We start from the raw sequence: 22304 nt of genomic DNA on the forward strand, positions 1-22304 counted from the left end.
AGGAGTGCAGCATGGCAAGCATCATTGGCGGGATCGGCACCTCGCACGTGCCCACCATCGGCGTGGCCTACGACAAGGGCAAACAGCAGGATCCGCTGTGGAAGCCGTTGTTCGACGGCTACACCCCGGTGGCCAACTGGCTGGCCGAACAGCAGCCGGACGTGCTGGTGTTCTTCTACAACGACCATTGCACGACGTTCTTCTTCGACCTGTACCCGACCTTCGCACTGGGCGTCGGCGAGCGTTTCCCGATCGCCGACGAGGGCGCCGGCTTGCGGGACCTGCCGCCCATCCGGGGCGACGTCAAGCTGCAGGCCCACATCGCCGAATGCCTGGTCAATGACGAATTCGATCTGACCGTATTCCAGGACAAGCCCATCGACCACGGCTGCGCCGCGCCGCTGCCGCTGCTGTGGCCGCACGTGCCTGACTGGCCCGGCACGGTGGTACCGATCGCCATCAATGTCCTGCAGTACCCGCTGCCGACCGCGCGCCGCTGCTACCGCCTGGGCCAGGCGCTGCGGCGGGCGATCGAGTCGTATCCGGAAGATCTCAAGGTGGTGGTGGTGGGCACCGGCGGGTTGTCGCACCAGATCCATGGCGAGCGCACCGGCTTCAACAACACCGAGTGGGACATGGAATTTCTGGACCGCTTCCAGCACGCACCGGAAACGCTGACCGACCTGACGCATACCGACTACGTCCGCCTGGGCGGCGCGGAAAGCGTGGAGCAGATCATGTGGCTGGCGATGCGCGGCGCGATGGGTGGGCCGATCCGCAAGCTGCACCAGAACTATTACCTGATGACCACCACCGCAATGACCGTGGTGCTGTACGAGCCCGGCGAAGAACGCGCCGATGCCCCGCGCTCTGCCGACTGGCTTGGGCACGCAAACGCGAATGCAGCCTGAGGATCGGACATGAATCCACAAGTGCAAGGCATGGACCAACTCGGCGGCACCTATGTGTTCGATCTGCGCACCAGCAATCGCGCGCTGCGGATCAACCGCTTTTTCTGGCACATGATTCGCGCGCCGTGGCGCGACCGCTTCCTGCAGGATGCCGAGGCGTTGATGCAGGAGGCCGACCTCAGCGAGCAGGAAAAAGAGTTGATCCGCGCGCGCGATTGGCTGGGGTTGGTGCAGTACGGCGCCAACTTCTTCGTGATCGAAAAGTTCGCCCGGGTGGTGCGCATGACCAACCTGCAGGTCTACGCCATCATGCGCGGCGAGACCTTTGAAGCCTTCATGCAGACGCGACGCGTACCCGATGCGCGCTGATCCCACCTCACGCACGTCCAGGGCACGCGATTGCGCGGGCCTTTTTGTTTTTCCCTACTGAAGGTCGTCCCCATGACCATGTCCTCCGTGTTCTTCGAACACCGCATCAAGGTCCGGCATCTGCGCGTCATCGAAGCGCTGGACCGGCAAAAGAGCCTGCTGCGCGCATCGCGCGTGCTCAACGTTACCCAGCCCGCGCTGACGCGCGCATTGCAGGAGATCGAAGAGATCGTCGGTGCGCCGCTGTTCGAGCGCCACTCGCGCGGGGTGCGTCCCAATGCGATGGGCGAGGTGCTGGTACAGACCGCGCACGTGGTGCTGGGCCAACTGCGGCGCGCGCAGGATACGTTCGAAGGGCTGCTGCAGGACGACGCGCTCACCATCACCGTCGGCGCGCTGCCCGTGGCCGCCAGCGGGCTGCTGCCTGCAGTGCTGGCGGCGCTGTACCGCGCTGAGCCGACTTTGCGTGTGCGCCTGCTGCATGGGCGCACCGACGAGCTGCTGCCCAAGCTGGCCGGCAATGAGATCGATCTGGTGGTTGGACGGCTGTATCCGCTGGCGCGCTACGACGCGTTGGTGCGCAAGGTGCTGTATCAGGACCCGATCGCCCTGGTGGCGCGCAGCGACCATCCGTTGTTCGCCGATGGCCAGGTGCGTATCGCCGAGGCCGCGGCGTATCGCCAGGTACTGCCAACTTTAAGCCAGCATGTCGAGCGCGATGTGGCGCAGGTGATGCGCGAGCACGGGCTGGCCACGCGCGATCAGCTGCGTTCCAGCTCGGCGAGCTTTACCCGCGAGATCCTGCTCGGCACCGATTGCATCGCGGTAATGCCCAGCATGATGGTCTCCGGCGATATCGCACGTGGCGAGCTACGCGCGTTTCAGCTGCAGCAGCCGTCGCAGGCGCGCGCCGGTGGCGTGATCTACCGCGACAGCGGCGCGATCCTCAAGCCGGGCGTGCGGCTGTTGATGCGTGAGCTGGAGCGTCAGCTGAAGACCATGGCCGAGCAGGGCGCCGTGTGGGTCGATGACCAGGCCGGTGAATACGACGTGCTGATGGATGCGTCTGCGTAGCTGAGGGTTGCTGCGCGCGCGTGATGCTGCGTGGTTGAACGGGACGGCTGGGCACGCCCGTGTTGGGTGCCGGTCTCCGTTCGATCGCGATCGTGTCCGTCGCGGTCGTGTCCGTGTCCGTGTATCTGCTGCAGTGCTGTCCGGAAGTGGTGTTGCACAGTGGTGAGCCGGCGTGCGGCTCGCTGCGCCGGTTGAGCGCAGCTGCGTCTTCTCTTTGGATCTATGCGTCTTGTTGCGTCGCGTACCGTGCATGCGTGGGTAGTGCGGAATGACAAGAACGAAGCGGGCCGCAATACGCGCGCCCGCCTGTTCGATGGCCCGCTGGCCTGCATCAGGCCTCGTTCGCCAGTGCATCCTTCAAGCGCGCTTTTTGCAGTTTGCCCGTGGCAGTGCGTGGCAGCGCCGCGACCACGCGCAGGTGCTTGGGTACCTTGTACTTGGCCAGGCGTTCGCTCAGATAGCTGCGAATCCGCTCCAGGTCCGGGGTTTCAGTGGCTGGCACGATCGCCAGATAGCCCACTTCGCCCCATTGCGCGTCGGCCATGCCGACCACGGCGCACTCGCGGATTTCTGGATGGTCGGCCAGCACGGCTTCGATCTCTGCGGGATACACATTTTCACCCCCGGAAATGAACATGTCTTTCTTGCGGTCGACTACCCAGAAAAACCCATCGGCATCGCGTCGGACGATGTCGCCGGTGCGGAACCAGCCCGCGCCATCGCGCATCTCGGCAGTGGCCTGCGGGTCGCGCCAATAGCCGGGGCTGAGGTTGGGCCCGCGCAACAGCAACTCGCCCGGCATGCCCACCTCACAGTCGTTGCCCTCGTTATCCACGACCCGCGTCTGCACGGTGGGTGATGAGATTCCCGCTGCACCGAGCTTGCTGCGGATCACCTCGCAATCCACCGACATGCCGAACACGGTGCCGGCTTCGCTCATGCCGAAGCCGCAGACCATCGGGATGCCATCCTCCAGCCAGCCAAGCAGGTCCTCGCTGGCGTGCGGCGCGCCGCCGCTGACCAACGCGGTGAGATGACGGAGCGCTGCAGGATCGAAGCCTGGCTGGCTGCGGAAGGCCTGCATCATCTGTGGCACGCCGACGTAATGGGTGATGCCCAGTGCCGGATTGCCCAGCCAGCCCAGCGTGCGTTTGGGCTCGAAGCCATTTGACACCTGGATCGAGCCGCCCATTGCCAGCACCGGGCGCACGTTGGTGGCCAGGCCGATGATATGAAACATCGGCGCCTCGCACAGAAAACTGCTGTGCGCTTCCACCCGCGTGGTGACGCCGAAGTTGTGCGCGACCTGTTGCAGGTTCTGCTCGCTCAACATCACGCCCTTGGGCTGGCCGGACGTGCCGGAAGTGAACAGGATCAGGCTGACCCGATCGGGCGGAATGTAGGGTGTTTCGGCAGGCGCAAGCTGCTTGGCGTTGTCGATGAAGCGGGCGAAGTCTTCCACCTGCGCGCGTCCGGCAGCGACATCGTCGCCCAGCAGCAAGCGAGGCTCTGCACGCTGCAACAAGGCATCCAGCTCAGTGCCACTCAGCCGCCAGTTGAGCGGTACGTAGATTGCACCAACCCGCGCACAGGCAAAATGCAACGCAACCTGCCAGACCGAATTGCGCGCCAGCACCGCAAGCCGTTCGCCGTCGACACAGCCGCGTGTCTGCAGCACGGCAGCCAGGCGACCGATCAGGTCGTCCAGTTCGGCGTAGGTCCATTCCTGTTGCAGCAGCAGGTCGCGGGCAGCAAGCCGCTGCGGTGTCAGGCGGGCATGGAACGATATCGAGTCGGTCGGCATGGTCAAGGCGCTGTCTTCCGGTACGGATGAGGGAGTGACGGGCGTGTAGTGCGACGGAGGTGGCAAGAAGGTTCAAGTACATGCATCTGTATGCAGTGCGCGTTCACCACAGCATTGGCAAGCAAGCTGCAGCAGCGAGCGCAACGCGACGCATGACGCAGCGCGTTGCGCATGTTGGCAACGTGATCGGTGTTGCACGCTTTTGACTGCGTTAAACGGTGTTAGCCGAGATAGATCGTTTTGGTTTCGAGAAACCCGTGCAGGCCTTCGATGCCACCTTCGCGGCCGATGCCGGAGTGTTTGACACCACCGAACGGCATCTCGATATCCACGCACATGCCGTTGATCGAATGGCTGCCGCTCCGCACGCGTCGCGCAATCGCGTAGGCGCGTTCGGGATCGTCGCTATAGACGGTGCCATGCAGGCCGTAATCGCTGTCGTTGACTTTGGCGATCAGATCTTCTTCGTTGTGATAGTCGATAAAACTCACGACGGGGCCGAAGATTTCTTCGCGGGCAATGGTCATCTCCGGCGTCACACCTGCAAACACGGTCGGCTCAAGAAAGAAACCGCGTGGCAAGTGCTCTGGCCGCCCGCCGCCCATGACCAGCTTTGCGCCTTCGGCGCTGCCTGGGCGATGTAGCCTTGCACACGTTCCAACTGGCGGCCGAGTGCCAGCGGGCCCATGCCCGTGTCGGCGGCAAACGGGTCGCCGAGTTTGAGCGTGGCCAGCGCCGAGCAATACGCGTGCAGGATGGCCTCGCGCCGATGCGCGGGGACCAGTATGCGGGTGAGCGCGAAACACACCTGGCCGGTGATCGGCATCGAGTAGGGCACCAGGCTGGGCAGCACTTTCTCGATGTCGGCATCCTCCAGCACGATCGCCGCCGACTTGCCGCCCAGCTCCAGCCCGACGCGCGCCAGGCGCTCGGCGCAGGCCACACCGATCGATCGCCCTGCCTGGGTGGAGCCGGTGAAGCTCACCTTGTCCACCGAAGGGTGCCGGATCAGCTGTTCACCCACCTCGCGCCCGGCCGGTAGCAGATTGAACACGCCATCCGGCAGCCCGGCGGCGCTGATGCATTCGGCCAGAATATAGGCGTCGATCGGCGTTTCCGGAGACGGCTTGGCAACCACCGTGCAGCCGGCCGCCAGCGCGGCGGCGACCTTGTAGCAGAGCAGCACCAACGGCGCATTCCACGGCGTGATGGCGACGACCACGCCGACCGGTTCCTGTACCACATGCACGCGCCCGCCGCTGGAGCGCGTGCGTGGCTCGACGAACGGGTGGGTGGTGATCAGGTCGCCGTAGTAGTCGAACAGATCCGGCGCCTGCTTGGAGGCGCGCCGACTGAAACCGATGGTGGCGCCGACCTGCGCGGTCCATGCATCTGCCAGTTCCGGCATGCGCGCCCGCAAATGCTCGGCAATGCGCTTCAGCGCGGCGCCGCGTTCTGGCGGCGGCAGCTGCGGCCAGGGGCCACTATCGAAGGCTCTGCGCGCCGCGGCAACCGCGGCCTCGGTGTCGGCATGCGATGGTTCGGTGTAGCGCAGCAGGCGTTCTTCGGTGTGCGGCGCGATGACATCCAGCGTCTGGCTGCCGGTGCTGGCGCGCCACTGACCATCGATGAATAAACCCCACGGTCCACGCGCGGCGATGCCACGCAGGGTCGCGGCTAAGGCTTCCATACTCCCTCCTCGGTGCAGAAGACCACTGGCGGCAGCGATGGGCGGCACGTGCGTTGCACGGGCCGCTCACGCGCCGAAGGCGTTGCTCAGTTGGTGCCGGCGTCCGGCTCGTACGCACCCAGACCGGGCTTGTAACGCTTTTCATCGATGAACTGACGGATGCCTTCCTTGCGCGCGTTGTTGTCGAACGAGTTGGCCGCTTCCTGCATGCGTACCAGATAGTCTTCGGCTTCGTCGTAGGTCATGGTGCCGACGCGACGCACCGCATCCTTGGCATATTTCAGCGCTACCGGATTTTTCTTGAGCAGCAACTCGGCCACTTCGCGCGTACGTGTTTCCAACCGTTCCAACGGCACGCTTTCGTTGACCAGGCGCCATTCGGCGGCCTTCCTGCCGTCGACCAGTTCGCCGGTGAGCGTCATCCACATCGCATCGCGCATGGAGAGCAATTCCACCGCCACCTTGGTGACGCCGCCACCGGGCAGGATGCCCCAGTTGATTTCCGACAGGCCGAATTGCGCCTCGTCGGCGGCGATGGCCAGGTCGCAGGCGAACAACGGGCCGAAGCCGCCGCCGAAACACCACCCGTTGACCATGGCGATGGTGGGTTTTTGGTACCAGCGCAGCCGGCGGAACCAGCCATAGGATTCGCGTTGCGATCGGCGCACGCCGCGCAGGCCTTGTGCTTCGGTCTCGCGAAAGTATTCCTTCAGGTCCATGCCGGCCGACCACGCGGTACCTTCGCCACCAAGCACCAGCACGCCGACGTTGTCGTCGAATTCCAGCTCGTCCAGCACGTCCAGCATGCGGCGATTGAGCGCCGGGCTCATCGCGTTGCGCTTGTCCGGCCGCGCAAACTTTACCCACGCAATGCGGTTTTCCACATGCACCGATACCACGTCATGCTCGTTCAAGCGGCCTCTCCTAGCAGTGAGGGATGTAGCGGGTCAGAGTGATTCGGCCAGCGCGTCTTCGGCGTCTGCCGGTTGCAGGACAGTGCTGGCGTTCAATTTGCACAGCAGGCGCAACAGGGTCTGGCGTTCGCCAGCCTGCAGATCGCTGCAGGTACGTTCGGTGGCGCGCGCCAGGCAGCCCTGCGCGGTCACAAGCGTCTGTTCGCCCATCTGCGTGAGATAGAGCCCCTTGCTGCGCCGGTCACGGCCGGCCAGGCGTTCGATCAGGCCCTGCTCGGCGAGCGCGTTGGCGATCTTCATGCCGGCGGCGCGATTGACCAGCAGGCGTTGGCCAAGTTCGGTCTGATCGCAACCGGGTTGGTCGCGGATGTGGATCAGTGCGGTGACCCGCGCCGGGGTGAGATGCAGTTCGGCCAGTTCCTGCCGCGCGGCATGCCCGGAAGCCAGGGCAGCCAGTTGCAGTTGATAGCCAAGGTCGGCAGCAAGGGCCAGGCGAGCGGTCATCGGGATGTCCAGATTGTATCCATGAAATACAATCTAGCCGACCCAAGCGGACCCTGCAATAGGTAAAGACGGCCGCCGCATGAACGGCTGTGCGCGTGGCCGTGCGGCGGCGCGCACGGCCCGCTGCGCAAGGAGCGCAGGCAGTTACTGGATCAGCCAGCCAGCCAGCTGTTCGCGGCTGAGGGCGCCGCTGTGGCGCGTATCGAGTGCGTCGAATTCATCGGCCAGTGCCGGGTTGGCCTGCGCCTCGGCGCGGCTGATGCGGCCGTCGCCATCGGTGTCCATCGCCTGGAAATCGATGCGGTAACTGCCCACCACGCTGGTGGGCTGGATGGAGCGCACGATCACGCTGGATTCGCCGCGCGGGCGCTCCAGCTGCGCCTGGTGGGTCACTTCGCCGCTGGCCAGCGGCTGGGTACGGATGGCGCTAGGCACATCGATCAACGGCATGCTGCTGGCGGGCGTGGGCGCCTGCTGGCTCCAGGCAGTGCCGCTGGCGAGCAGCAGCAAAAAACAGGTAACGGTACGGAGCGTGGTCATCAGATCCCCCTGATGTGGAACAGCCGGCAAGCCTAGCGCCGATGGCGGGCGGCTGCGAGCCATTCCTGGTGCGGCCAGTCGTCAGGCGCGCTGTATTCCTGTGGTGGACGCGGCATCCGCATGCGTGTTGAGCCTGTGCATCCATGCGGTGGTGCCTGGTTGTCGCAGCAAAGCCGCCAACCAGCGCATCGACATTACAGGAGTGCGTGCCTGCAACGCCGTGCGTGCACTCAACCAGGAATGAAGGGAAAGACGATCTTCAGCAAGCCCTTCAGGCCGCCTTCGGCGGTGCTGGTCACGGCCTTGGCGCCCAGGCTGTTGAGCGCGCGCCGCACATCTTCCCAGCGCACCTGCGTGATGTCCTTCTTCAGCAGGTCGGACACTTCTTCGGCGGTAGGCGTGAGTTTTTGCAGTTCGCGCACGGTGGCCTGCGGGTCCGGCTGCAGATAGCCCCAGCGTTCGGCGATCTTCAGCAGCGTGTCGAAGCGCACCGCCACCACTTCACGATTGCGCTCGTACACCGGCAGCGCGCCGACATCCAGAATGGCCTGCTCGAACTGCTGTGCATCATCGGGGTGTTCGATACGCACGGCCAGAAACCCTTCCTTGCGGCTGCGTTCGCTGACATGTTTTGCGCCCGATCGCAGATTGTCTTCGGTGAGTACGTTGGCCACGATGCGCTGCATGGCCGCGTCGCCTTCTTCGGGCACCAACGCGCGCCAGCGTGCGTAGCCATCGCGACGCAGCGCCTTCACTTTGGCCGAGGTCACCCGCAGCTGCAGTGCGACCGCGGCATTGGAGCTGTTGCGGGAGATCGCGCCATCGCGCTCCAGCAACACGAAGATCAACAATTCCAGATCGCGCTTGGTGAGCGATTGGAAGCCTTGCAGCAAGGTCAGGCGCAGGAATTCGCTGCCAAAGGCGGCCGCGTCCTTCAGTTCGATCGGTTGCATGAGGAGTCCTCCACAGGTGACATGCAGCATGCCAGGACGCCGTTGCGTGGCCTGAGAACCGCTGCGACGTGCGCAGCAGTTTCAGCGTCCGGTTTCGCGGCCGGGGCGGTCGGATCTGAACGTTTCAACTGCGCCCCGGTCCTGCAGCGTGACGAACACTTGCTTGCCGTCGGTGCCGCCAAACGCCACGTTGCTGGCCTTGCGGCCCTTGAGCGCGATGGTGCGCAGCAGCTTGCCCTGCGGCGACACCACCGCAATCTGCCCGGCGTCGTAGCGGCCGATGTAGAGATTGCCGTCGGCATCGCAGCGCATGCCGTCCAGGCCGAAATCGGGGAATTCGATCAATACGCGCTTATTGCGCAGGCCGCCGTCCACGCGGTCATAGACCCACACCTTGCGCGCCATGCTCTCGTTGACGTACAGGTGCTTGCCATCCGGGCTCACATCCAGGCCATTGGGCGTGGTCATGCCGTCTTCGAGCAGTTGCACGGCGCCATCGCGGCTGACCTGCCACAGGCGGCCGCTGTTGTCGGTCCAGTTGGGATCGCTGGTGTAGAAGCTGCCATCGGGGGCGAGCGCGAGATCGTTGGGGCCGTTGGAGGCGGGCAGCGCGGCGAAAGTGCTCACCGCGCGCGTGCGCAGATCCACGCGCAGGATCTTGCGGCCAAGCGTGTCGGCCACGAACATCGCGCCATCGCGGAAACGGATGCCATTGCCGCGGCTGCCTTCGGGCAAGGTCAGGAAGACCTCGGCCTTGGCACTGCCATCGGCGTGCAGCGTGATGTGGCCGATGGTGCCGTCCTTGCCGAGATTCACCGCGTAGATCGCACCGTCCGGCCCGGCGGCCGGGCCCTCTGCATTGCTCGTGAAGGCCCCATCGCCGATCAGGTCGCGTGCAACGAAGGGCGCATCGGCCGCGATGGCGAGCGAACTGGACAAGACAAGCGCAAACGGCAACAAGCGAACACAGGCGGCAGCGATCATGCGACAGGCTCCGAGAGGGTGCGCCGCAGTGTGCCAGAACGTGCGTTGCAACCATGGCGGTGATCGCCGCCGATCAAGTAAGGTGCGCGAGCAGTATTGGCCTAGTCTTGCGAGGGAGGTTTGCATGTCTGTGGAATCCGTAACGCGTCGCCGCTTGCTTGCCGCCCTCGGCGGTGCAGGCATCCTGCTCGGTGCACCTGCCTGGGCATTGCCGAAAAAAGCGCCAGGAAAACCGCTCAATGTCGCGCTTGCCGGGCTGGGCAGTTATGCCAGCGAACAGCTCGCACCGGGCCTGGCCTTGACCAAGCACTGCAGGCTCGCCGGCATCGTGACCGGTACGGCCTCGAAGATTCCGCAGTGGCAATCCAAGTACAAGATTCCCGATCGCAACGTCTACAACTACGAGAATTTCGACCAGATCGCCGATAACAGCGACATCGACGTGGTCTACATCGTCACGCCCACCCATCTGCATGCGCCGCTGACATTGCGCGCGGCCGCGGCCGGCAAGCACGTGTGGTGCGAAAAACCGATGGCAATGAACGCAGGCGAGTGCGAGGCGATGATCGCTGCATGCAAACGCAACAAGGTGGCGTTGACCATTGGCTATCGCATGCAGCACGAGCCCAACACACGGCGCCTGATTGCGATGGCCAGCGAGAAGCCGTTTGGAGCCATGCAGCGCGTGCGTGCCGAAGCCGGCTACAACGGCTATCACGATGCGACCAAGGCTGACCGGCCGTGGCGCCTGCGTTCGCAATTCGGTGGCGGCGCGATGTACGACATGGGCGTGTATCCGCTCAATGCCGCGCGCTATACGGTGGGTGCCGAGCCGGTGGCCGTGACCGCCAAGCGCTGGACCGATCGCCCGGAGCTGTTCGACGAAGTCGACGAGCATATGGATTTCACGCTGGAATTTCCCAATTCCGTGCGTGCCGCATGCAAGACCAGCTTCGGTGCCAACATGAATGTGCTGCGTGCCGAGTGCGAACGTGGCTGGTACGAGTTGTCGCCGTTTCAGGCCTACCAGGGCGTCACCGGCAAGGCCAGCGATGGCCGCGTGTTCGACGCCAAGGTGCCGCACCAACAGGCACTGCAGATGGACGAAGATGCCTTGGCCATCCTCAACGGCACGCCGCTACGTGCACCGGGCGAAGAAGGCCTGCGCGACATCCGCATCGTGGATGCGATCTACCGCTCTGCGCGCGAGGGCAGCAAGCGCATCGTGCTGTAACCGCAGCCCGCTCTTTTTATCGACGGAGCGGCCGCTGAAATCAAGCGAGCAGGCTGGCGCAAACCAGCCTGCAACGATGCGTGCAGTGCGAACAAACATGTAGCAGCACTACTACCGGTGACCGAAAGCGCGACCGCCCGCCAAAAACTACCAACGCGCGCGAGTGAAACGTCACGCTTGGTCAGCGAGTGCCCGCCAGCGAGTAGCAATAACACCACCACTCCCCGCTCTTACGATTCCCCAATCCCGATTCCCGAATCCCAGCGCCTAGCCCCGCATCGCCAGCACCGTGATTTCCTCACGGTCGTGATAGAGCTGCTTGGCTCGCACCGTCAGTGATTTCTCGGCTTGCTGCTCGAACAGGTCCAGGCACAGCCGGGTCTCGTCCCAGCGTTTTTTCATTGGCAACTTGAGATTGAAGATGGTGTGGCGGCACCAGCCTTCGCGCACCCAGGTGGCCATGCGTTCGGCCACGCGGCGCGGCTGCTCGACCATGTCGCAGACCATCCAGTCCAGCGGTTGCGCGGGCTTCCAGTGAAAGCCATCGGCACGCAGATGTTCGACCAGACCGGTGGCCAGCACATGCTCGCGTAGCGGGCCGTTGTCGACACTGGTCACGTGCACGTGCTGGCGGGTGAGCACCCAGGTCCAGCCGCCCGGTGCGGCGCCCAGATCGGCGGCGCGCATGCCGGGTTTGACCAGCTGTTCGCGTTCTTCCGGGGTCAGCAGCGTGAGCAGTGCTTCGTCGAGCTTGAGTGCCGAGCGCGATGGCGCCTCCGGCAGCAATTTCAGGCGCGGAATGCCGAGCGGCCAGGGCGCGCTGTCGCTGCTGTCGGCCACTGCCAGCAGTGCGTGGTCGCCATCCAGAAAACAGATGTGCAGGCGTGGCAGTCGCGCTTGTGGTTTGTCGGTCAGCAGGCCGGCCTTGCGCAATGCAGGCCGCAACGCATTCCCGAAGCTGCGGGCCAGGCCGGCCAGTGGTTTGCCGGCGTCCGAATCCGGATGCTCCACCCACAGATCGCCAAAGCGCGGTTGGCCGTCCAGCGCCGCCAGGATCGGGGTGATGCGGTCCTTGGGATCGAGGCCCTTGAGTTCGGCGAGCACCACCAGTTTCTGGCGCGCGAAGATCAGCTCGCGCCACTGCAGCCTGGCGGCCAGCTGCGCGGCCTCGTCGCAGACAAACAACACATAGCCATCGTTACGCTGCGTGCGCGCATAGCCGGCAATGCCGACAAACGCTGCGCGGGCGCTGAGTTCGGCGGCCAGTTCCGGCTCGAAGCCCTGCCGGCAATAGCACAGCAGCCCGCTCATCGCAGTGCCTGCCGTGGGAGGTCAATAATGATCACCGCCACCCTCGCCATAGCTGCGCAACACCGCGCAGGCCTGTTCGCGCTGCACATCGCGCACCACCTCGATGCCGCGACGGGTCAGCTCGCCCACCCAGTCGGCCGGCAGCGGGCCTTCGTCGAATTCGGTCAAGGCCATCACGTCTTCGGCGCGCGCGCCGATCAGCAGGCGGTCGATGCCGGCCCACACGGTGGCGCCGTAGCACTGGCAGCACGGCTGCGCAGAGGTGGCCAGGGTCACCGGCGACAGGACATCGTTCAACCGTGGCGTCTGCAGGCGCTGCTGGGCCAGCATGTAGGCCATGTTTTCCGCATGTGCCAGCGAAGTGTTCTGTGGCACCACGCGGTTCACCGCCGCGGCGATGATGCGGTCGTCGGGCCCGAACACCACCGCCCCAAACGGGCCGCCGCTGCGTGCTTCCACGTTCATCCGCGACAGATCGATCGCCAGCGCCACTTTCTCGGCGTCGCCAGGATAGGCGCGGCTAGCGTCCACATGGTCGTGGATCCAGGCGGGCAGGGTGAGGTGAACTTGCGCGTAGAGCATCACTGGACCGGTGCAGGAGAGGAATCGGGGCGGCGCAGTGTATCGGTCTGTGCATCGCTTGCGGCACATTGGCCGGAAACGCACTGACAGGCACTGATCTCGCGGAAGCCGCACACACTCATCGTGCCGCTGGCCTGACATTGCGCCAGCACGCCCTTGGGGTCGGTGGCGCTGTTGACGTTGACGCATGCGGGAAACGCGCCGCAACAGTTGCCCACGTCTTTCACCGTGCAATCGGCATCGGTGCGGCAGGTGGTGTTGACCTGGATGCGCTTGATGGGTGAGGCCGATGCGGGCGGTGTGGCCGCTTCGGTGGGTGCGGGAGCAACACAGCCGATCAGCAAGGCCTGCGCGATCAGCAGCACGGTGCTCAGGAGCCAGGAATGTGTACGGGGCATGCGGGCGTCCTGCAAGGGGCGGAGGACTGCCATGGTAGCCCTCCTGCCCACGCCGCACGCCGCTGTGGCCGGTCAGCGGCTCAGCGTGATCGAATCGGCGGTTTCTTGCTGGACCACGATCCCGGTGCCGGCGATGGCCTGGCGCACTGCCTGGCGGATGCTCACCTGGCCGTGCACCGCATTGACCGGTACCGCATCGAAGGAGCGGTCGGTGGGCGGGGAAAACTGAATCGCGCAGCGGGTGGCGTGGGCCAGCTGCTGCATGGTTTCGTCCAGCCGTGCCGGCGGGATGTCGTAGTTCGGCGGCACTGCGACCACATCGCAGGGGCCGCTGGGCGGCGTGCTCGCCTGTGGGCCAGCGGGCTGGGTTGTGCAGGCGCCCAGACCAAGCATCAGGCAAGCCAACGCGCAGCGTAGGGATAGGGAAATATGCATGGGCATTGCGTGAGGTCAATGTCGCAGGGTAGGCACCTGGTGTGGTGCCGGCGGTGAGTCAGTTCGTTTCGCCATGCAGCGCTGCGCACCACAGCACGCCCACCAGCAGGCAGGCAATGGCGGCCAGCTCCAGCCCGGTGGGTAGGCGCGCTTCCCAGGCAAAGCCGTACAGCAGCGCGAACACCGTTTCGAACACGATCATCTGGCCGACCAGGGTCAGCGGCAGCAGCCGGCTGGCGCGGTTCCACAGGCCATTGCCGATCACCGAGGCGAGCACCGCCAGTACCAATGCAATGGCCCAGAAGCGGGCCCAGTCGAGCGGCGCATGCACGGTGGTGTCGAGCAATGTGAGCGGGGCCAATAGCAGCGCCAGTGCCCCGGTGACCACGCCGGTCAGCAGCGACCAGTCCTGGCTGGACAGGTCGGCGCGGCGTCGCAGCCAGCGGGCATTGCCGATGGAATACACCGACCAGCTGATCAACGCGCCCACCGCGCACAACAGCCCGGCGACGCGGGTGCCCAGATCCGACGCTTGCGCGCCGCCGTCGCGCTGCAAGGTGTCCACGGCCACCAGCGCCACGCCTGCCACGCACAGCGCGCACGGCGCGGCCAGGGGCGGTAATCCCACCGCACCGGCGGCGCGCGTGCCGATCACCGTGACCACCACCGGCAGCAGGCCGATGATCAGCGCGGTGGCCGCACCACCGGCCCATTGCACGGCACTGCCGAGCAGCACGTAGTAGATCAGGTTGCCCAGCAGGCTCAGGCGCACCAGCGCCCACCACTCGGCGCGGCCCAGCCGGGCGGCGGTGCGCCGCGCGCGCGGCGCCAGCACCAATGCGGCCACTGCGCCATAGGCCAGGTAGCGCGACAACGCCAGTTGCAACGGCGAAAACGCCGCCAGCAACTGTGGTGCCAAAAACACCAACCCCCACAACGCGCCGGCGCCCATGCCACTGGCCACGCCTGCCATCAGCCGCTCACGCATCGCACACCTCCTTCCAGGCGTGCAGCATGCCGCGTGTGTGCAGGGGCGGCTTGACCCGGGCTCTTGTGCGGCGTTCAGCCTGGCCGCCGCTGTGTGCGGGGATCACACCGCCCACGGCATGCCGCTCAGCGCGTGCCGGCATGCTGCTGGCGGCGTCGATACGCCGCCGGCGTCATGCCCAGGATGCGGCGCATCGCACGCGTCAGTGCGGTCTGGTCCGACCAGCCATGCACCAGTGCCAGCTGCGCGATCGGCACATCGGTATGCGCCAGCTGCAGGCAGACGCGCTGCAGCCGCAACGCACCCAGCCATTGCTGCGGCGTTTGATCGAAGGTGTCGCGAAACAGCGCGTGTACGCGGCCTGCGCCCATGCCCAGGTACGCGGCCATGCGCTGCACCGGCCAGGGCTCGGCGTGTGTTGCGGTAATCGTGTCGCACAGCTGCTGCAGGCGCTGCAGTGGTGCAGGATCGGCGCGCAGGGCGTGCAGCAGGGGCGGCAGACAATGGCCACGCAGCAGGGCAGGTACGGCATCGCGCGTGCGGCAGTGCTGGTCGATGAAGTTGGCAATGGCCAGCAGGCGCGGCGTGGTGGCCACAAATGGCCGCTGTTGCAGCTGCTCCACGCGATGGGCGCCCACGTCAGCGTCGCTGCATTCCAGGATCAGAAAACGGTTGTCGTCGTGCGCGGCCTGATCGTGATCGGTGTGCGGTGCGATGACCACCGCCTGCCGGTGATCGACGCGCCCGCCGCGTCCACCAACCTCGATCTCCAACGTGCCGCGAACCGGCAGCACCACCTGCACATGGGCGTGGCGGTGGCGATACCCGTCACGCCCATACTGACGTAGATGCAGGGCGCCATCGGTCATTGCAGCAGGGCCGCGCCGTTGCGAGCAGCGGCGCGGCGGAGCCTCACTTGGCCCAGGTGTCGCGCAGGGTCACGCTGCGGTTGAACGCCGGCGTGGCGGCACTGTGGTCGCGACGGTCGGCCACGAAATAGCCGGTGCGCTCGAACTGGAACGCCTGCTCGGGTGCGGCCTGCGCCGCCGACGGCTCCACATAGCCGCGCACGCTGCGCTTGGACTCGGGGTTGAGGTAGTCGCGGTAGGTCTTGCCTTCGGACTCGTCGTCGGGCTTTTCCACCGAGAACAGACGGTCGTACAGGCGGATTTCCGCCTCCACCGCATGGACGGCGCTGACCCAATGGATGGTCCCCTTGACCTTGCGGTTGGAACCGATCATGCCCGGGCGCGATTCCGGATCCAGCCAGCCGCGCAGCTCCACGATCTCGCCGGCGGCGTCCTTGATCACTTCATCCACGCGCGCAATGCCCGCGCCGCGCAGACGGATCTCGCCGCCCGGCACCAGCCGCTTCCAGCCCTTGGGCGGCACTTCGGCAAAATCCTCGCGCTCGATCCACAGCTCGCGCGCAAACGGCACCTCACGCGTGCCGAAGCTCTCGTCCTTAGGGTGGTTGGAAAACTGCAGCGTCTCGGTGTGACCCTCGGGCAGGTTGGTCAGCACCAGCTTGAGCGGGTCGATGACTGCCATGCGCCGCGCGGCGGCCGCGTCCAGGTCTTCGCGCAGGCAGCCTTCCAGTACCGAGAAATCGATCACCGAGTTCTGTTTGCTGATACCCACGCGGTCCACGAACAGACGCATCGCCGCCGGCGTATAGCCGCGCCGGCGCAGGCCCTGCAGCGTGTACATGCGCGGGTCGTCCCAGCCGTCCACCAGCTGTTCTTCCACCAGCGCGGTGAGCTTGCGCTTGCTCATCACCGTGTAGTTGATGTTCAGGCGCGAGAACTCGATCTGGCGCGGCTTGGCGGCTTCCTTCGGGTAGCCCTTGCCCAGCAGCGGCGCCAGCAGCTCGGGATGGCCGCTCAGGTCCACCTTGTCCACGCACCAGTCGTACAACGGGCGGTGGTCTTCAAATTCCAGCGTGCACAGCGAATGGGTGATGCCTTCCACCGCATCGCCCAGCGAATGCGCGAAGTCATACATCGGGTAGATCGGCCAGGCGTTGCCGGTGTTCTGGTGTTCGACGTGCTTGATGCGGTACAGCGCCGGGTCGCGCAGGTTGATGTTGCCGCTGGCCATGTCGATCTTGGCGCGCAGCGTGCGCGCGCCATCGGGGAATTCGCCGGCCCGCATGCGCCGGAACAGGTCCAGGTTTTCGTCGACGCTGCGTTCGCGGAACGGCGAGTTGCGGCCTGGCTCGGTCAGCGTGCCGCGGTATTGGCGCACCTGCTCGGCCGAGAGGTCGCAGACGAACGCATGGCCGTCGCGGATCAGCTTTTCCGCCGCCAGGTAGTACACCTCGAAGTAATCGGAGGCATGCCGCAGCTGCGCCCACTCAAAGCCCAGCCAGCGCACGTCGTCCTGGATGGCGACCACGAACTCGGGGTCTTCCTTGGCCGGGTTGGTATCGTCCAGGCGCAGGTTGCACAGCCCGCCGAACTCGGCCGCCAGGCCGAAGTCCAGGCAGATCGCCTTGGCATGGCCGATATGCAGGTAGCCATTGGGCTCGGGCGGGAAGCGGGTGCGGATGGCCGTGTGCTTGCCGCTGGCCAGGTCCTCGCGAACGATCTGGCGGATGAAGTCTTTCTTCTCCGCCGGGGCGGTGGCGTCGGTGGCTGGAATCTCGGACATGCGGGGCATCGGTATCGGATAAACCGCAAGTTTAGGCGGTGGCACCGGTTTAGGGGTAGGCGCGGCGCACGTGGCGGCCTGGTGGCACGTGCGGGGCAGTGCCAGAGCGCCTTGGCACCTGCGGTGGCCGGGGCAGGCGCGCAACCGGCTCATCGGCTCGGCCATCGGCCGCTGGCCGGCGTCGCGCCCGACGCGTACGCTGCGCGCACTCCTTCGAGCGAGCTGCGCAATGTCACTGCCCCGCCTGGTGATCGGCGACAAGACCCTGTCCTCCTGGTCGTTGCGGCCGTGGCTGTTGCTACGGCATTTCCAGGTGCCGTTCGAAGAAGTCGCCTTGCCGTTGAACACGCCCGAATTCCAGGCCCGTATCGCCGGCTATTCGCCGACCCGGCTGGTGCCGGTGCTGTGGGATGGCACGCTGCATGTGTGGGATTCGCTGGCGATCTGCGAATACGTCAACGAGCGCTGGCTCGATGGCCGCGGCTGGCCGGCCGACCCGGCAGTGCGTGCGCAGGCCCGCGCCGCCGCCGCCGAAATGCACGGTGGCTTTGCCGCGCTGCGCAGCCAGCTGCCGATGGATCTGGCACGTGTGCCTGGGTCCGCTCACTGGGATGCCACCGCCGAGCGCGACATCGCGCGCATCCAGGCGCTGTGGGCCAGCCTGCGCGCCGAACACGGGCAGGGTGGTGCGTTCCTGTGCGGCGATTTCGGCATCGTCGATGCGATGTTCGCGCCGGTAGCACTGCGCTTTGCCAGCTACGGTGTGCCGCTATTCGAAGCCGCCGGCGATTATCTGGCCGCGCTCGACAGCCTGCCCGCACTGCGCGAGTGGAAACTGGATGCCAAACGCGAACGGCTGGGGCGCGGCTGACATGCAGATCGCCTACCGAGCCAGTCACATCATCGATGCCCATCTGGCCAAGCACGCGCTGGAAGATGCTGGCATCACCGCCTTCGTGTTCGGCGAATCGCTGCTGGGCGGCTCAGGCGAACTGCCGGCCTTCGGCGTGTTGCAGGTCTGCGTGGCAGACATGCATCTGAGCCAGGCGCAAGCGGTGCTGGCCGAGATCGGCCTGTGCGGCGAGGTCACGCGCGCGCTGTAGCGGTGCGCGGTCCCTGTGCGTGTCCTGTGCTGCTCGTAGGAGCGCACCCGGGCGCGATGAGGTTTCCCAGGCAACGCCGGTCGCGCCCAGGTGCGCTCCGACGACGATCGCGAACGCAACAATAGGGGCGCGATTACTCCGGTTGACGCCAGCCCGGCGGCGCGGCATCGGGCGAGGCCAATGCCCGCAGGCGTTTGAACAACACCGTGGTTTCGGCCACGTTCCACACCCGCAACGCCACCTCGAAGGTGTCCAACGGCTTGGTCAGGAAGTCCTTGGCACCCAACCCGAGCGCGCGATGGCGGGCGCTGCGGCTGGGGTCTGCGGTGAGCACGATCACCGGCAGGAACTGCCCCGGGTCGGACAGGCGCGCCAGCTGCTCCAGCAACGCATAGCCGTCCAGTTCCGGCATCTTCAGATCCAGCAGGATCAGGTCCGGCGCGAATGCCGACACCAGGCCCATGACCCGTTGCGGGTCGGTGGTGGCGACCACCTGCTGGAAGCCTTCGCGTTGCAGCAGGTCTTCGAGCAGCCGCACATTGGCCGGCTCGTCGTCGACGATGAGGATGCGGGAGGCGAGGATGTCGTCGCGTGTCATGCCAGTAGCCTGTCGATCACGGCGAAGAATTCCGCCACATCGAGCGGTTTGGTCAGATAGGCGCGCACGCCCTGGTTGCCCACGCGCGCCAGCGTGGCAGAGGTCGCGTCGGCGCTGATCACCACCACCGGCACCGCGGCAGTAGCCGGCTGCGCCTGCAGGTCGCGCAGCAGTTCTTCGCCATTGCCATCGCTCAGGTGCAGGTCGAGCAGGATCAGGTCCGGCACCTCGTGCTGCAGCAGCGCACGCGCCTGCGCCAGGCTGGCCGCTTCCAGCAGCTGCCACTGCGGCCGCCGTTCGGTGAGCGTGCGGATCAGCGCCTGGTTGGAGGGGTTGTCTTCGATGCTCAGCAGGCGGCAGACACCGCTGCCAGCGTTGCTGAGCGGCAGCAGCGTGCGCGCAGGTTCGGCGCTCTGCGGCTCGCCTTGCGGCAGGGAAATCCAGAAACGCGCGCCGTCACGGCTGCTGTCCACGCCGATCTGCCCGCCCATGGCCTCGATCAGGCGCTTGCTCAGCGCCAGCCCCAGCCCGGTGCCTTCCACGGCCGAGCGTTCCGCGCCCAGCCGCTCAAACGGGGTGAACAGCCGTTCGATCTGCGCCGCTGTGAGCCCGGCGCCCTGGTCGGCGACCACGATGCGCACCTGATCGCCATCCGGCTGTGCGCTCACCTGCACCTGGCCGCCGGTGCGATTGAACTTGACCGCATTCGACAACAGATTGAGTAGCACCTGGCGCAGGCGCTGCGCGTCAGCGCGCACCGTCCAGGGGCCATCGATGGCCGGCGGCTGCAGGCTGATGCCGTGCTTGTCGGCGTCCGGCGCGATCAGGCCCAGTGCCTCGTGCACGGCGGCGCGCACCGCGATGGGTTCGGGGCTGAGATCCAGTTGATCGGCTTCGATGCGGGCGATGTCCAGCAGCTCGGTGATCAGGCCGAGCAGGTGCCGGCCGGCGCCCAGGATGTGCTGCAGGTGACGGCGGTGGCCCGGCTCGGGCAAATCCATCTCCAGCACCTGCGCATAGCCCAGGATCGCGTTGAGCGGGGTACGCAATTCATGGCTGCTGCGCGAGAGGAATTCGGTCTTCGCGCGGTTGGCGGTCTCGGCCTCTCGGCGGGCCAGTTGTGCTTCGTTGGCGCGTGCGGCCAGCAGTTCGCTGGCCTGTGCCAGGCGTTGGCCGACCTGCCCGAGTTCATCGCCGGCACGCGGCTGTGCGGCCAGCGGCAGCCCTTCGCCGAGCCGGTCGGCATTGGCGGCCAGCGTGCGCAGGCGCCCGGACAAGGCCGAGGCGAACCACGCCACCGCGAACACCGCGCCCAGGCCGCCGAGCATCGCTGCGCTCAGGGTGATGATGAGATTGCGCTGGCGCAGCCCCTGCGCCTTGGCGGTGCGCACCTGCAGTTGCGCGGTTTCGTAATTGCGCAGTTCGCGTAATTCAGCGCGCAGGATGTCGAGCTTGTACTTGCCGTCCCACAATTGGCGGATCTCTTCCTCGCGGCTCAGATCCGGCGCAAGCAGACGACGCCAGCCCTGCATCTTTTCGGCGAACAACGGTTTGATGCGCGCAAAACGCTGCGCCTGCACCGGGTCGGTAATGCGTTGCGACAGCCGCTCGGCCACGCGTTGCAGGCGCGGCTCCGCGTCGCGGTACGGGGTGAGGAATTCATCGCGGCGCACCAGCCGATATCCGCGCACACCGGCGGCGGTTTCGGCCAGCAGTGCGTGCGCTTCGTACAGATCGCTCAGCACTTCCAGGGTCTGCCGCACATCGTTTTCGGCGGCGATGTTCTGCCGCTCCACACTGTAGATCGCCATCAAGGCCACGGCCAGCAGCAGCAGCGGCAGGGTGACCACCGCCAGGCTCTTGCGGGTGATCGGCCAATCGTTCCATCGCACCGCCAGAGCATTCATTGCGCAAGTCCTGCGTGGACCGCGTACACCGCGGCCTGGGTGCGATCTTTTACCTCAAGTTTCTGCAGGATTCGCTCGACGTGCACTTTGACCGTGCCGGGAGAAATCCCCAGTTCAGCTGCCAGTGTCGCGTTGGTGAGCCCGCGCGGCAGCAGCGAGAGCACCTGTTTTTCGCGCTTGCTCAGGGCACTCAGACGATCGTCCTGCACCGCTTTGCGCCGCCGCGTGGCGACCGGCCTGGCTGGCTCGGCGACCATCGCCGGCAACAGCAGCGCAAAGGCCTGCAATGCCTGCAGGTCGTCGCTGCCCGGCGCCAGGCGGCCGTCGTTCCAGGCCACGCACACCATGCCCAGTGTGGTGCCGAGCAGCTGGATCGGCAGCCTTGCATCACGCATTTCGGCCGGGCGGGGCGGCATCAGCCAAGTGGCTTCATGGCTGTCACCGGGGGCGCTGGCGCCGGGCGGCAGGGCGCGGCCCCTGCTGGCAAACACCTGCGCGCGTGGCCCGCGCTGCGCCAGCACCGCGCCATCTTCCAGCCCCAGCAGCAGCAACACGCGGCCCAGCACTGCATCGCAAGCCTGTTCGGGCGTACTGGCACTGCGCAGCGCCGCACTGGCCTCCTGCAGCGCCTGCCAGCGTGCGCTGTCGGAGGCGTCGCGACGTAACGCCAGGCGCCAATCGCCTGCATTGGTTGGGGTTTCCATATCCGAGCTCTAGGCCGATCAGCATATTTGAGTATATGCCACTCGGCGGAATTGTTGGGCTCGCTGGATTTCGATACTGGGCTCGCCCACTGAGGCAACCCCCATCACTCAACGGAGATACCCCATGCGTCGCCCCCTGTTCTCTCTGGTTCTGGCTCTGGCTGCCACCCCGGCGCTGGCTGGCGGCGTGATGCATTACACCGACAAGGCCGCGCTGCCCGCCGATGGCGAAGCGCGCGAAGTGGCTGCGCTGTTCGACACCTGGAACGCGGCCCTGGCCACCGGCAACCCGCACAAGGTGGCCGACCTGTACGCCCCGGACGGCGTGCTGCTGCCGACGGTTTCCAACGAAGTGCGCGCCTCGCGCGAGCAGATCGAAAACTACTTCGAGATGTTCCTGACCAAAAAGCCGAAGGGCGTCATCAACTACCGCACCGTGCGCCTGCTCGATGACGACAGCGCGGTGGATGCGGGTGTGTACACCTTCACGCTCACCGACAAGAACGGCAAGAAGAGCGATGTGCAGGCCCGCTACACCTTCGTGTACGAAAAGCGCGACGGCAAGTGGCTGATCATCAACCACCACAGCTCGGCCATGCCGGAAGTGGATACCGCCACCGCCACCGCTGCGGTCACCAAGGCGAAGTGA

23 protein-coding genes and 1 pseudogene are annotated in these 22304 nt (G+C 66.0%); 7 read left to right on the forward strand and 17 right to left on the reverse strand.

The features are described from left to right. Positions 1–11: 11 nt before the first annotated feature. The 3 genes from XCC_RS04170 (at position 12) to XCC_RS04180 (ending at position 2354) form a co-directional block, all read left to right on the forward strand. On the forward strand, positions 12–911 hold the full coding sequence (locus tag XCC_RS04170) for a gallate dioxygenase (protein WP_011036040.1): 900 nt from the start codon (positions 12–14) through the stop codon (positions 909–911). A 9-nt stretch (positions 912–920) separates the two neighbouring features. Beyond that, positions 921–1280: a protocatechuate 4,5-dioxygenase subunit alpha gene (locus XCC_RS04175; protein WP_011036041.1), complete on the forward strand. Its 360-nt coding sequence runs from the start codon at positions 921–923 to the stop codon at positions 1278–1280. A 72-nt stretch (positions 1281–1352) separates the two neighbouring features. After that, complete coding sequence (locus XCC_RS04180; RefSeq protein WP_011036042.1) at positions 1353–2354, forward strand: LysR substrate-binding domain-containing protein; 1002 nt, start codon at positions 1353–1355, stop codon at positions 2352–2354. 331 nt (positions 2355–2685) lie between these two features. Here XCC_RS04180 and XCC_RS04185 read toward each other — a convergent pair whose 3' ends face one another. The 7 genes and pseudogenes from XCC_RS04185 to XCC_RS04215 form a co-directional block, all read right to left on the reverse strand. Beyond that, complete coding sequence (locus XCC_RS04185; protein ID WP_011036043.1) at positions 2686–4164, reverse strand: AMP-binding protein; 1479 nt, start codon at positions 4162–4164, stop codon at positions 2686–2688. Between the two features lie 215 nt (positions 4165–4379). After that, positions 4380–5848 (reverse strand): annotated as a pseudogene (locus tag XCC_RS04190) (aldehyde dehydrogenase). An 86-nt stretch (positions 5849–5934) separates the two neighbouring features. Beyond that, positions 5935–6762, reverse strand: coding sequence for a p-hydroxycinnamoyl CoA hydratase/lyase (locus XCC_RS04195; RefSeq protein WP_011036046.1), 828 nt, complete (start codon positions 6760–6762; stop codon positions 5935–5937). 33 nt (positions 6763–6795) lie between these two features. After that, positions 6796–7266 (reverse strand): MarR family winged helix-turn-helix transcriptional regulator, encoded by a 471-nt coding sequence (locus tag XCC_RS04200; RefSeq protein WP_011036047.1) that lies wholly within the window; start codon positions 7264–7266, stop codon positions 6796–6798. A 144-nt stretch (positions 7267–7410) separates the two neighbouring features. Next, positions 7411–7806, reverse strand: coding sequence for a hypothetical protein (locus XCC_RS04205; RefSeq protein WP_019237930.1), 396 nt, complete (start codon positions 7804–7806; stop codon positions 7411–7413). Between the two features lie 230 nt (positions 7807–8036). Further along, a complete protein-coding gene (locus XCC_RS04210; RefSeq protein ID WP_012439164.1) occupies positions 8037–8759 on the reverse strand; it encodes a hypothetical protein in 723 nt (240 codons plus the stop codon). An 81-nt stretch (positions 8760–8840) separates the two neighbouring features. After that, the gene (locus tag XCC_RS04215; protein WP_019237929.1) at positions 8841–9743 is read right to left on the reverse strand and encodes an SMP-30/gluconolactonase/LRE family protein; all 903 of its coding nucleotides are present in this window, start codon (positions 9741–9743) and stop codon (positions 8841–8843) included. A gap of 124 nt (positions 9744–9867) precedes the next feature. Between XCC_RS04215 and XCC_RS04220 the strand changes: the two genes are divergently transcribed. Further along, a complete protein-coding gene (locus tag XCC_RS04220; RefSeq protein WP_019237928.1) occupies positions 9868–10977 on the forward strand; it encodes a Gfo/Idh/MocA family protein in 1110 nt (369 codons plus the stop codon). 267 nt (positions 10978–11244) lie between these two features. On the opposite strand, the gene rlmM is transcribed toward XCC_RS04220, so the two are convergent. The 7 genes from rlmM to XCC_RS04255 all read right to left on the reverse strand — a co-directional run bounded on the left by rlmM (position 11245) and on the right by XCC_RS04255 (position 17343). After that, positions 11245–12288 (reverse strand): 23S rRNA (cytidine(2498)-2'-O)-methyltransferase RlmM, encoded by a 1044-nt coding sequence (gene rlmM, locus XCC_RS04225; protein ID WP_011036052.1) that lies wholly within the window; start codon positions 12286–12288, stop codon positions 11245–11247. A gap of 21 nt (positions 12289–12309) precedes the next feature. Then, positions 12310–12870, reverse strand: a complete 561-nt coding sequence (locus XCC_RS04230) for a nucleoside deaminase (protein ID WP_011036053.1) — start codon at positions 12868–12870, stop codon at positions 12310–12312. After that, positions 12870–13268 carry a hypothetical protein gene (locus XCC_RS04235; RefSeq protein ID WP_012439161.1) on the reverse strand — a complete coding sequence of 133 codons (399 nt, stop codon included), beginning with the start codon at positions 13266–13268 and terminating at the stop codon, positions 12870–12872. The genes XCC_RS04230 and XCC_RS04235 overlap by 1 nt, the downstream gene beginning before the upstream one ends. 72 nt (positions 13269–13340) lie before the next feature. Further along, positions 13341–13661, reverse strand: coding sequence for an STN domain-containing protein (locus XCC_RS04240; protein WP_016945075.1), 321 nt, complete (start codon positions 13659–13661; stop codon positions 13341–13343). Between the two features lie 100 nt (positions 13662–13761). After that, positions 13762–14691 (reverse strand): DMT family transporter, encoded by a 930-nt coding sequence (locus XCC_RS04245; protein WP_011036055.1) that lies wholly within the window; start codon positions 14689–14691, stop codon positions 13762–13764. Positions 14692–14816: 125 nt separating this feature from the next. Further along, positions 14817–15560, reverse strand: a complete 744-nt coding sequence (locus XCC_RS04250; RefSeq protein ID WP_011036056.1) for a helix-turn-helix transcriptional regulator — start codon at positions 15558–15560, stop codon at positions 14817–14819. Positions 15561–15603: 43 nt separating this feature from the next. Further along, positions 15604–17343: a glutamine--tRNA ligase/YqeY domain fusion protein gene (locus tag XCC_RS04255; RefSeq protein ID WP_011036057.1), complete on the reverse strand. Its 1740-nt coding sequence runs from the start codon at positions 17341–17343 to the stop codon at positions 15604–15606. Positions 17344–17572: 229 nt separating this feature from the next. Here XCC_RS04255 and XCC_RS04260 point away from each other — a divergent pair, with 229 nt between their 5' ends. Continuing rightward, positions 17573–18214 (forward strand): glutathione S-transferase family protein, encoded by a 642-nt coding sequence (locus XCC_RS04260; RefSeq protein WP_011036058.1) that lies wholly within the window; start codon positions 17573–17575, stop codon positions 18212–18214. A gap of 1 nt (position 18215) precedes the next feature. Continuing rightward, on the forward strand, positions 18216–18446 hold the full coding sequence (locus XCC_RS04265; RefSeq protein WP_019237927.1) for a DUF2007 domain-containing protein: 231 nt from the start codon (positions 18216–18218) through the stop codon (positions 18444–18446). 133 nt (positions 18447–18579) lie between these two features. Here XCC_RS04265 and XCC_RS04270 read toward each other — a convergent pair whose 3' ends face one another. Genes XCC_RS04270 through XCC_RS04280 form a run of 3 tightly spaced genes read right to left on the reverse strand, consistent with a single transcriptional unit; the run spans position 18580 to position 21655 of the window. After that, a complete protein-coding gene (locus XCC_RS04270; RefSeq protein WP_011036060.1) occupies positions 18580–19044 on the reverse strand; it encodes a response regulator in 465 nt (154 codons plus the stop codon). Next, positions 19041–20951, reverse strand: a complete 1911-nt coding sequence (locus XCC_RS04275; protein WP_011036061.1) for an ATP-binding protein — start codon at positions 20949–20951, stop codon at positions 19041–19043. The genes XCC_RS04270 and XCC_RS04275 overlap by 4 nt, the downstream gene beginning before the upstream one ends. Then, complete coding sequence (locus XCC_RS04280) at positions 20948–21655, reverse strand: helix-turn-helix transcriptional regulator (RefSeq protein ID WP_011036062.1); 708 nt, start codon at positions 21653–21655, stop codon at positions 20948–20950. Before XCC_RS04280 ends, XCC_RS04275 begins: the two co-directional genes overlap by 4 nt. Before the next feature lie 124 nt (positions 21656–21779). Between XCC_RS04280 and XCC_RS04285 the strand changes: the two genes are divergently transcribed. Then, positions 21780–22304, forward strand: coding sequence for an SgcJ/EcaC family oxidoreductase (locus XCC_RS04285; protein ID WP_011036063.1), 525 nt, complete (start codon positions 21780–21782; stop codon positions 22302–22304).

It is taken from the genome of Xanthomonas campestris pv. campestris str. ATCC 33913, assembly GCF_000007145.1.
In the GTDB taxonomy this organism is placed as follows: domain Bacteria; phylum Pseudomonadota; class Gammaproteobacteria; order Xanthomonadales; family Xanthomonadaceae; genus Xanthomonas; species Xanthomonas campestris.

Excerpts from the sequence above, each read along its gene's own strand:
- XCC_RS04170 (WP_011036040.1), top strand. The coding sequence starts at position 12 with ATGGCAAGCATCATTGGCGGGATCGGCACCTCGCACGTGCCCACCATC.
- XCC_RS04175 (WP_011036041.1), top strand. The coding sequence starts at position 921 with ATGAATCCACAAGTGCAAGGCATGGACCAACTCGGCGGCACCTATGTG.
- XCC_RS04180 (WP_011036042.1), top strand. The coding sequence starts at position 1,353 with ATGACCATGTCCTCCGTGTTCTTCGAACACCGCATCAAGGTCCGGCAT.
- XCC_RS04200 (WP_011036047.1), bottom strand. The coding sequence starts at position 7,266 with ATGACCGCTCGCCTGGCCCTTGCTGCCGACCTTGGCTATCAACTGCAA.
- XCC_RS04205 (WP_019237930.1), bottom strand. The coding sequence starts at position 7,806 with ATGACCACGCTCCGTACCGTTACCTGTTTTTTGCTGCTGCTCGCCAGC.
- XCC_RS04210 (WP_012439164.1), bottom strand. The coding sequence starts at position 8,759 with ATGCAACCGATCGAACTGAAGGACGCGGCCGCCTTTGGCAGCGAATTC.
- XCC_RS04215 (WP_019237929.1), bottom strand. The coding sequence starts at position 9,743 with ATGATCGCTGCCGCCTGTGTTCGCTTGTTGCCGTTTGCGCTTGTCTTG.
- XCC_RS04220 (WP_019237928.1), top strand. The coding sequence starts at position 9,868 with ATGTCTGTGGAATCCGTAACGCGTCGCCGCTTGCTTGCCGCCCTCGGC.
- rlmM (WP_011036052.1), bottom strand. The coding sequence starts at position 12,288 with ATGAGCGGGCTGCTGTGCTATTGCCGGCAGGGCTTCGAGCCGGAACTG.
- XCC_RS04230 (WP_011036053.1), bottom strand. The coding sequence starts at position 12,870 with ATGCTCTACGCGCAAGTTCACCTCACCCTGCCCGCCTGGATCCACGAC.
- XCC_RS04235 (WP_012439161.1), bottom strand. The coding sequence starts at position 13,268 with ATGCCCCGTACACATTCCTGGCTCCTGAGCACCGTGCTGCTGATCGCG.
- XCC_RS04240 (WP_016945075.1), bottom strand. The coding sequence starts at position 13,661 with ATGCTTGGTCTGGGCGCCTGCACAACCCAGCCCGCTGGCCCACAGGCG.
- XCC_RS04245 (WP_011036055.1), bottom strand. The coding sequence starts at position 14,691 with ATGCGTGAGCGGCTGATGGCAGGCGTGGCCAGTGGCATGGGCGCCGGC.
- XCC_RS04250 (WP_011036056.1), bottom strand. The coding sequence starts at position 15,560 with ATGACCGATGGCGCCCTGCATCTACGTCAGTATGGGCGTGACGGGTAT.
- XCC_RS04255 (WP_011036057.1), bottom strand. The coding sequence starts at position 17,343 with ATGTCCGAGATTCCAGCCACCGACGCCACCGCCCCGGCGGAGAAGAAA.
- XCC_RS04260 (WP_011036058.1), top strand. The coding sequence starts at position 17,573 with ATGTCACTGCCCCGCCTGGTGATCGGCGACAAGACCCTGTCCTCCTGG.
- XCC_RS04265 (WP_019237927.1), top strand. The coding sequence starts at position 18,216 with ATGCAGATCGCCTACCGAGCCAGTCACATCATCGATGCCCATCTGGCC.
- XCC_RS04270 (WP_011036060.1), bottom strand. The coding sequence starts at position 19,044 with ATGACACGCGACGACATCCTCGCCTCCCGCATCCTCATCGTCGACGAC.
- XCC_RS04275 (WP_011036061.1), bottom strand. The coding sequence starts at position 20,951 with ATGAATGCTCTGGCGGTGCGATGGAACGATTGGCCGATCACCCGCAAG.
- XCC_RS04280 (WP_011036062.1), bottom strand. The coding sequence starts at position 21,655 with ATGGAAACCCCAACCAATGCAGGCGATTGGCGCCTGGCGTTACGTCGC.
- XCC_RS04285 (WP_011036063.1), top strand. The coding sequence starts at position 21,780 with ATGCGTCGCCCCCTGTTCTCTCTGGTTCTGGCTCTGGCTGCCACCCCG.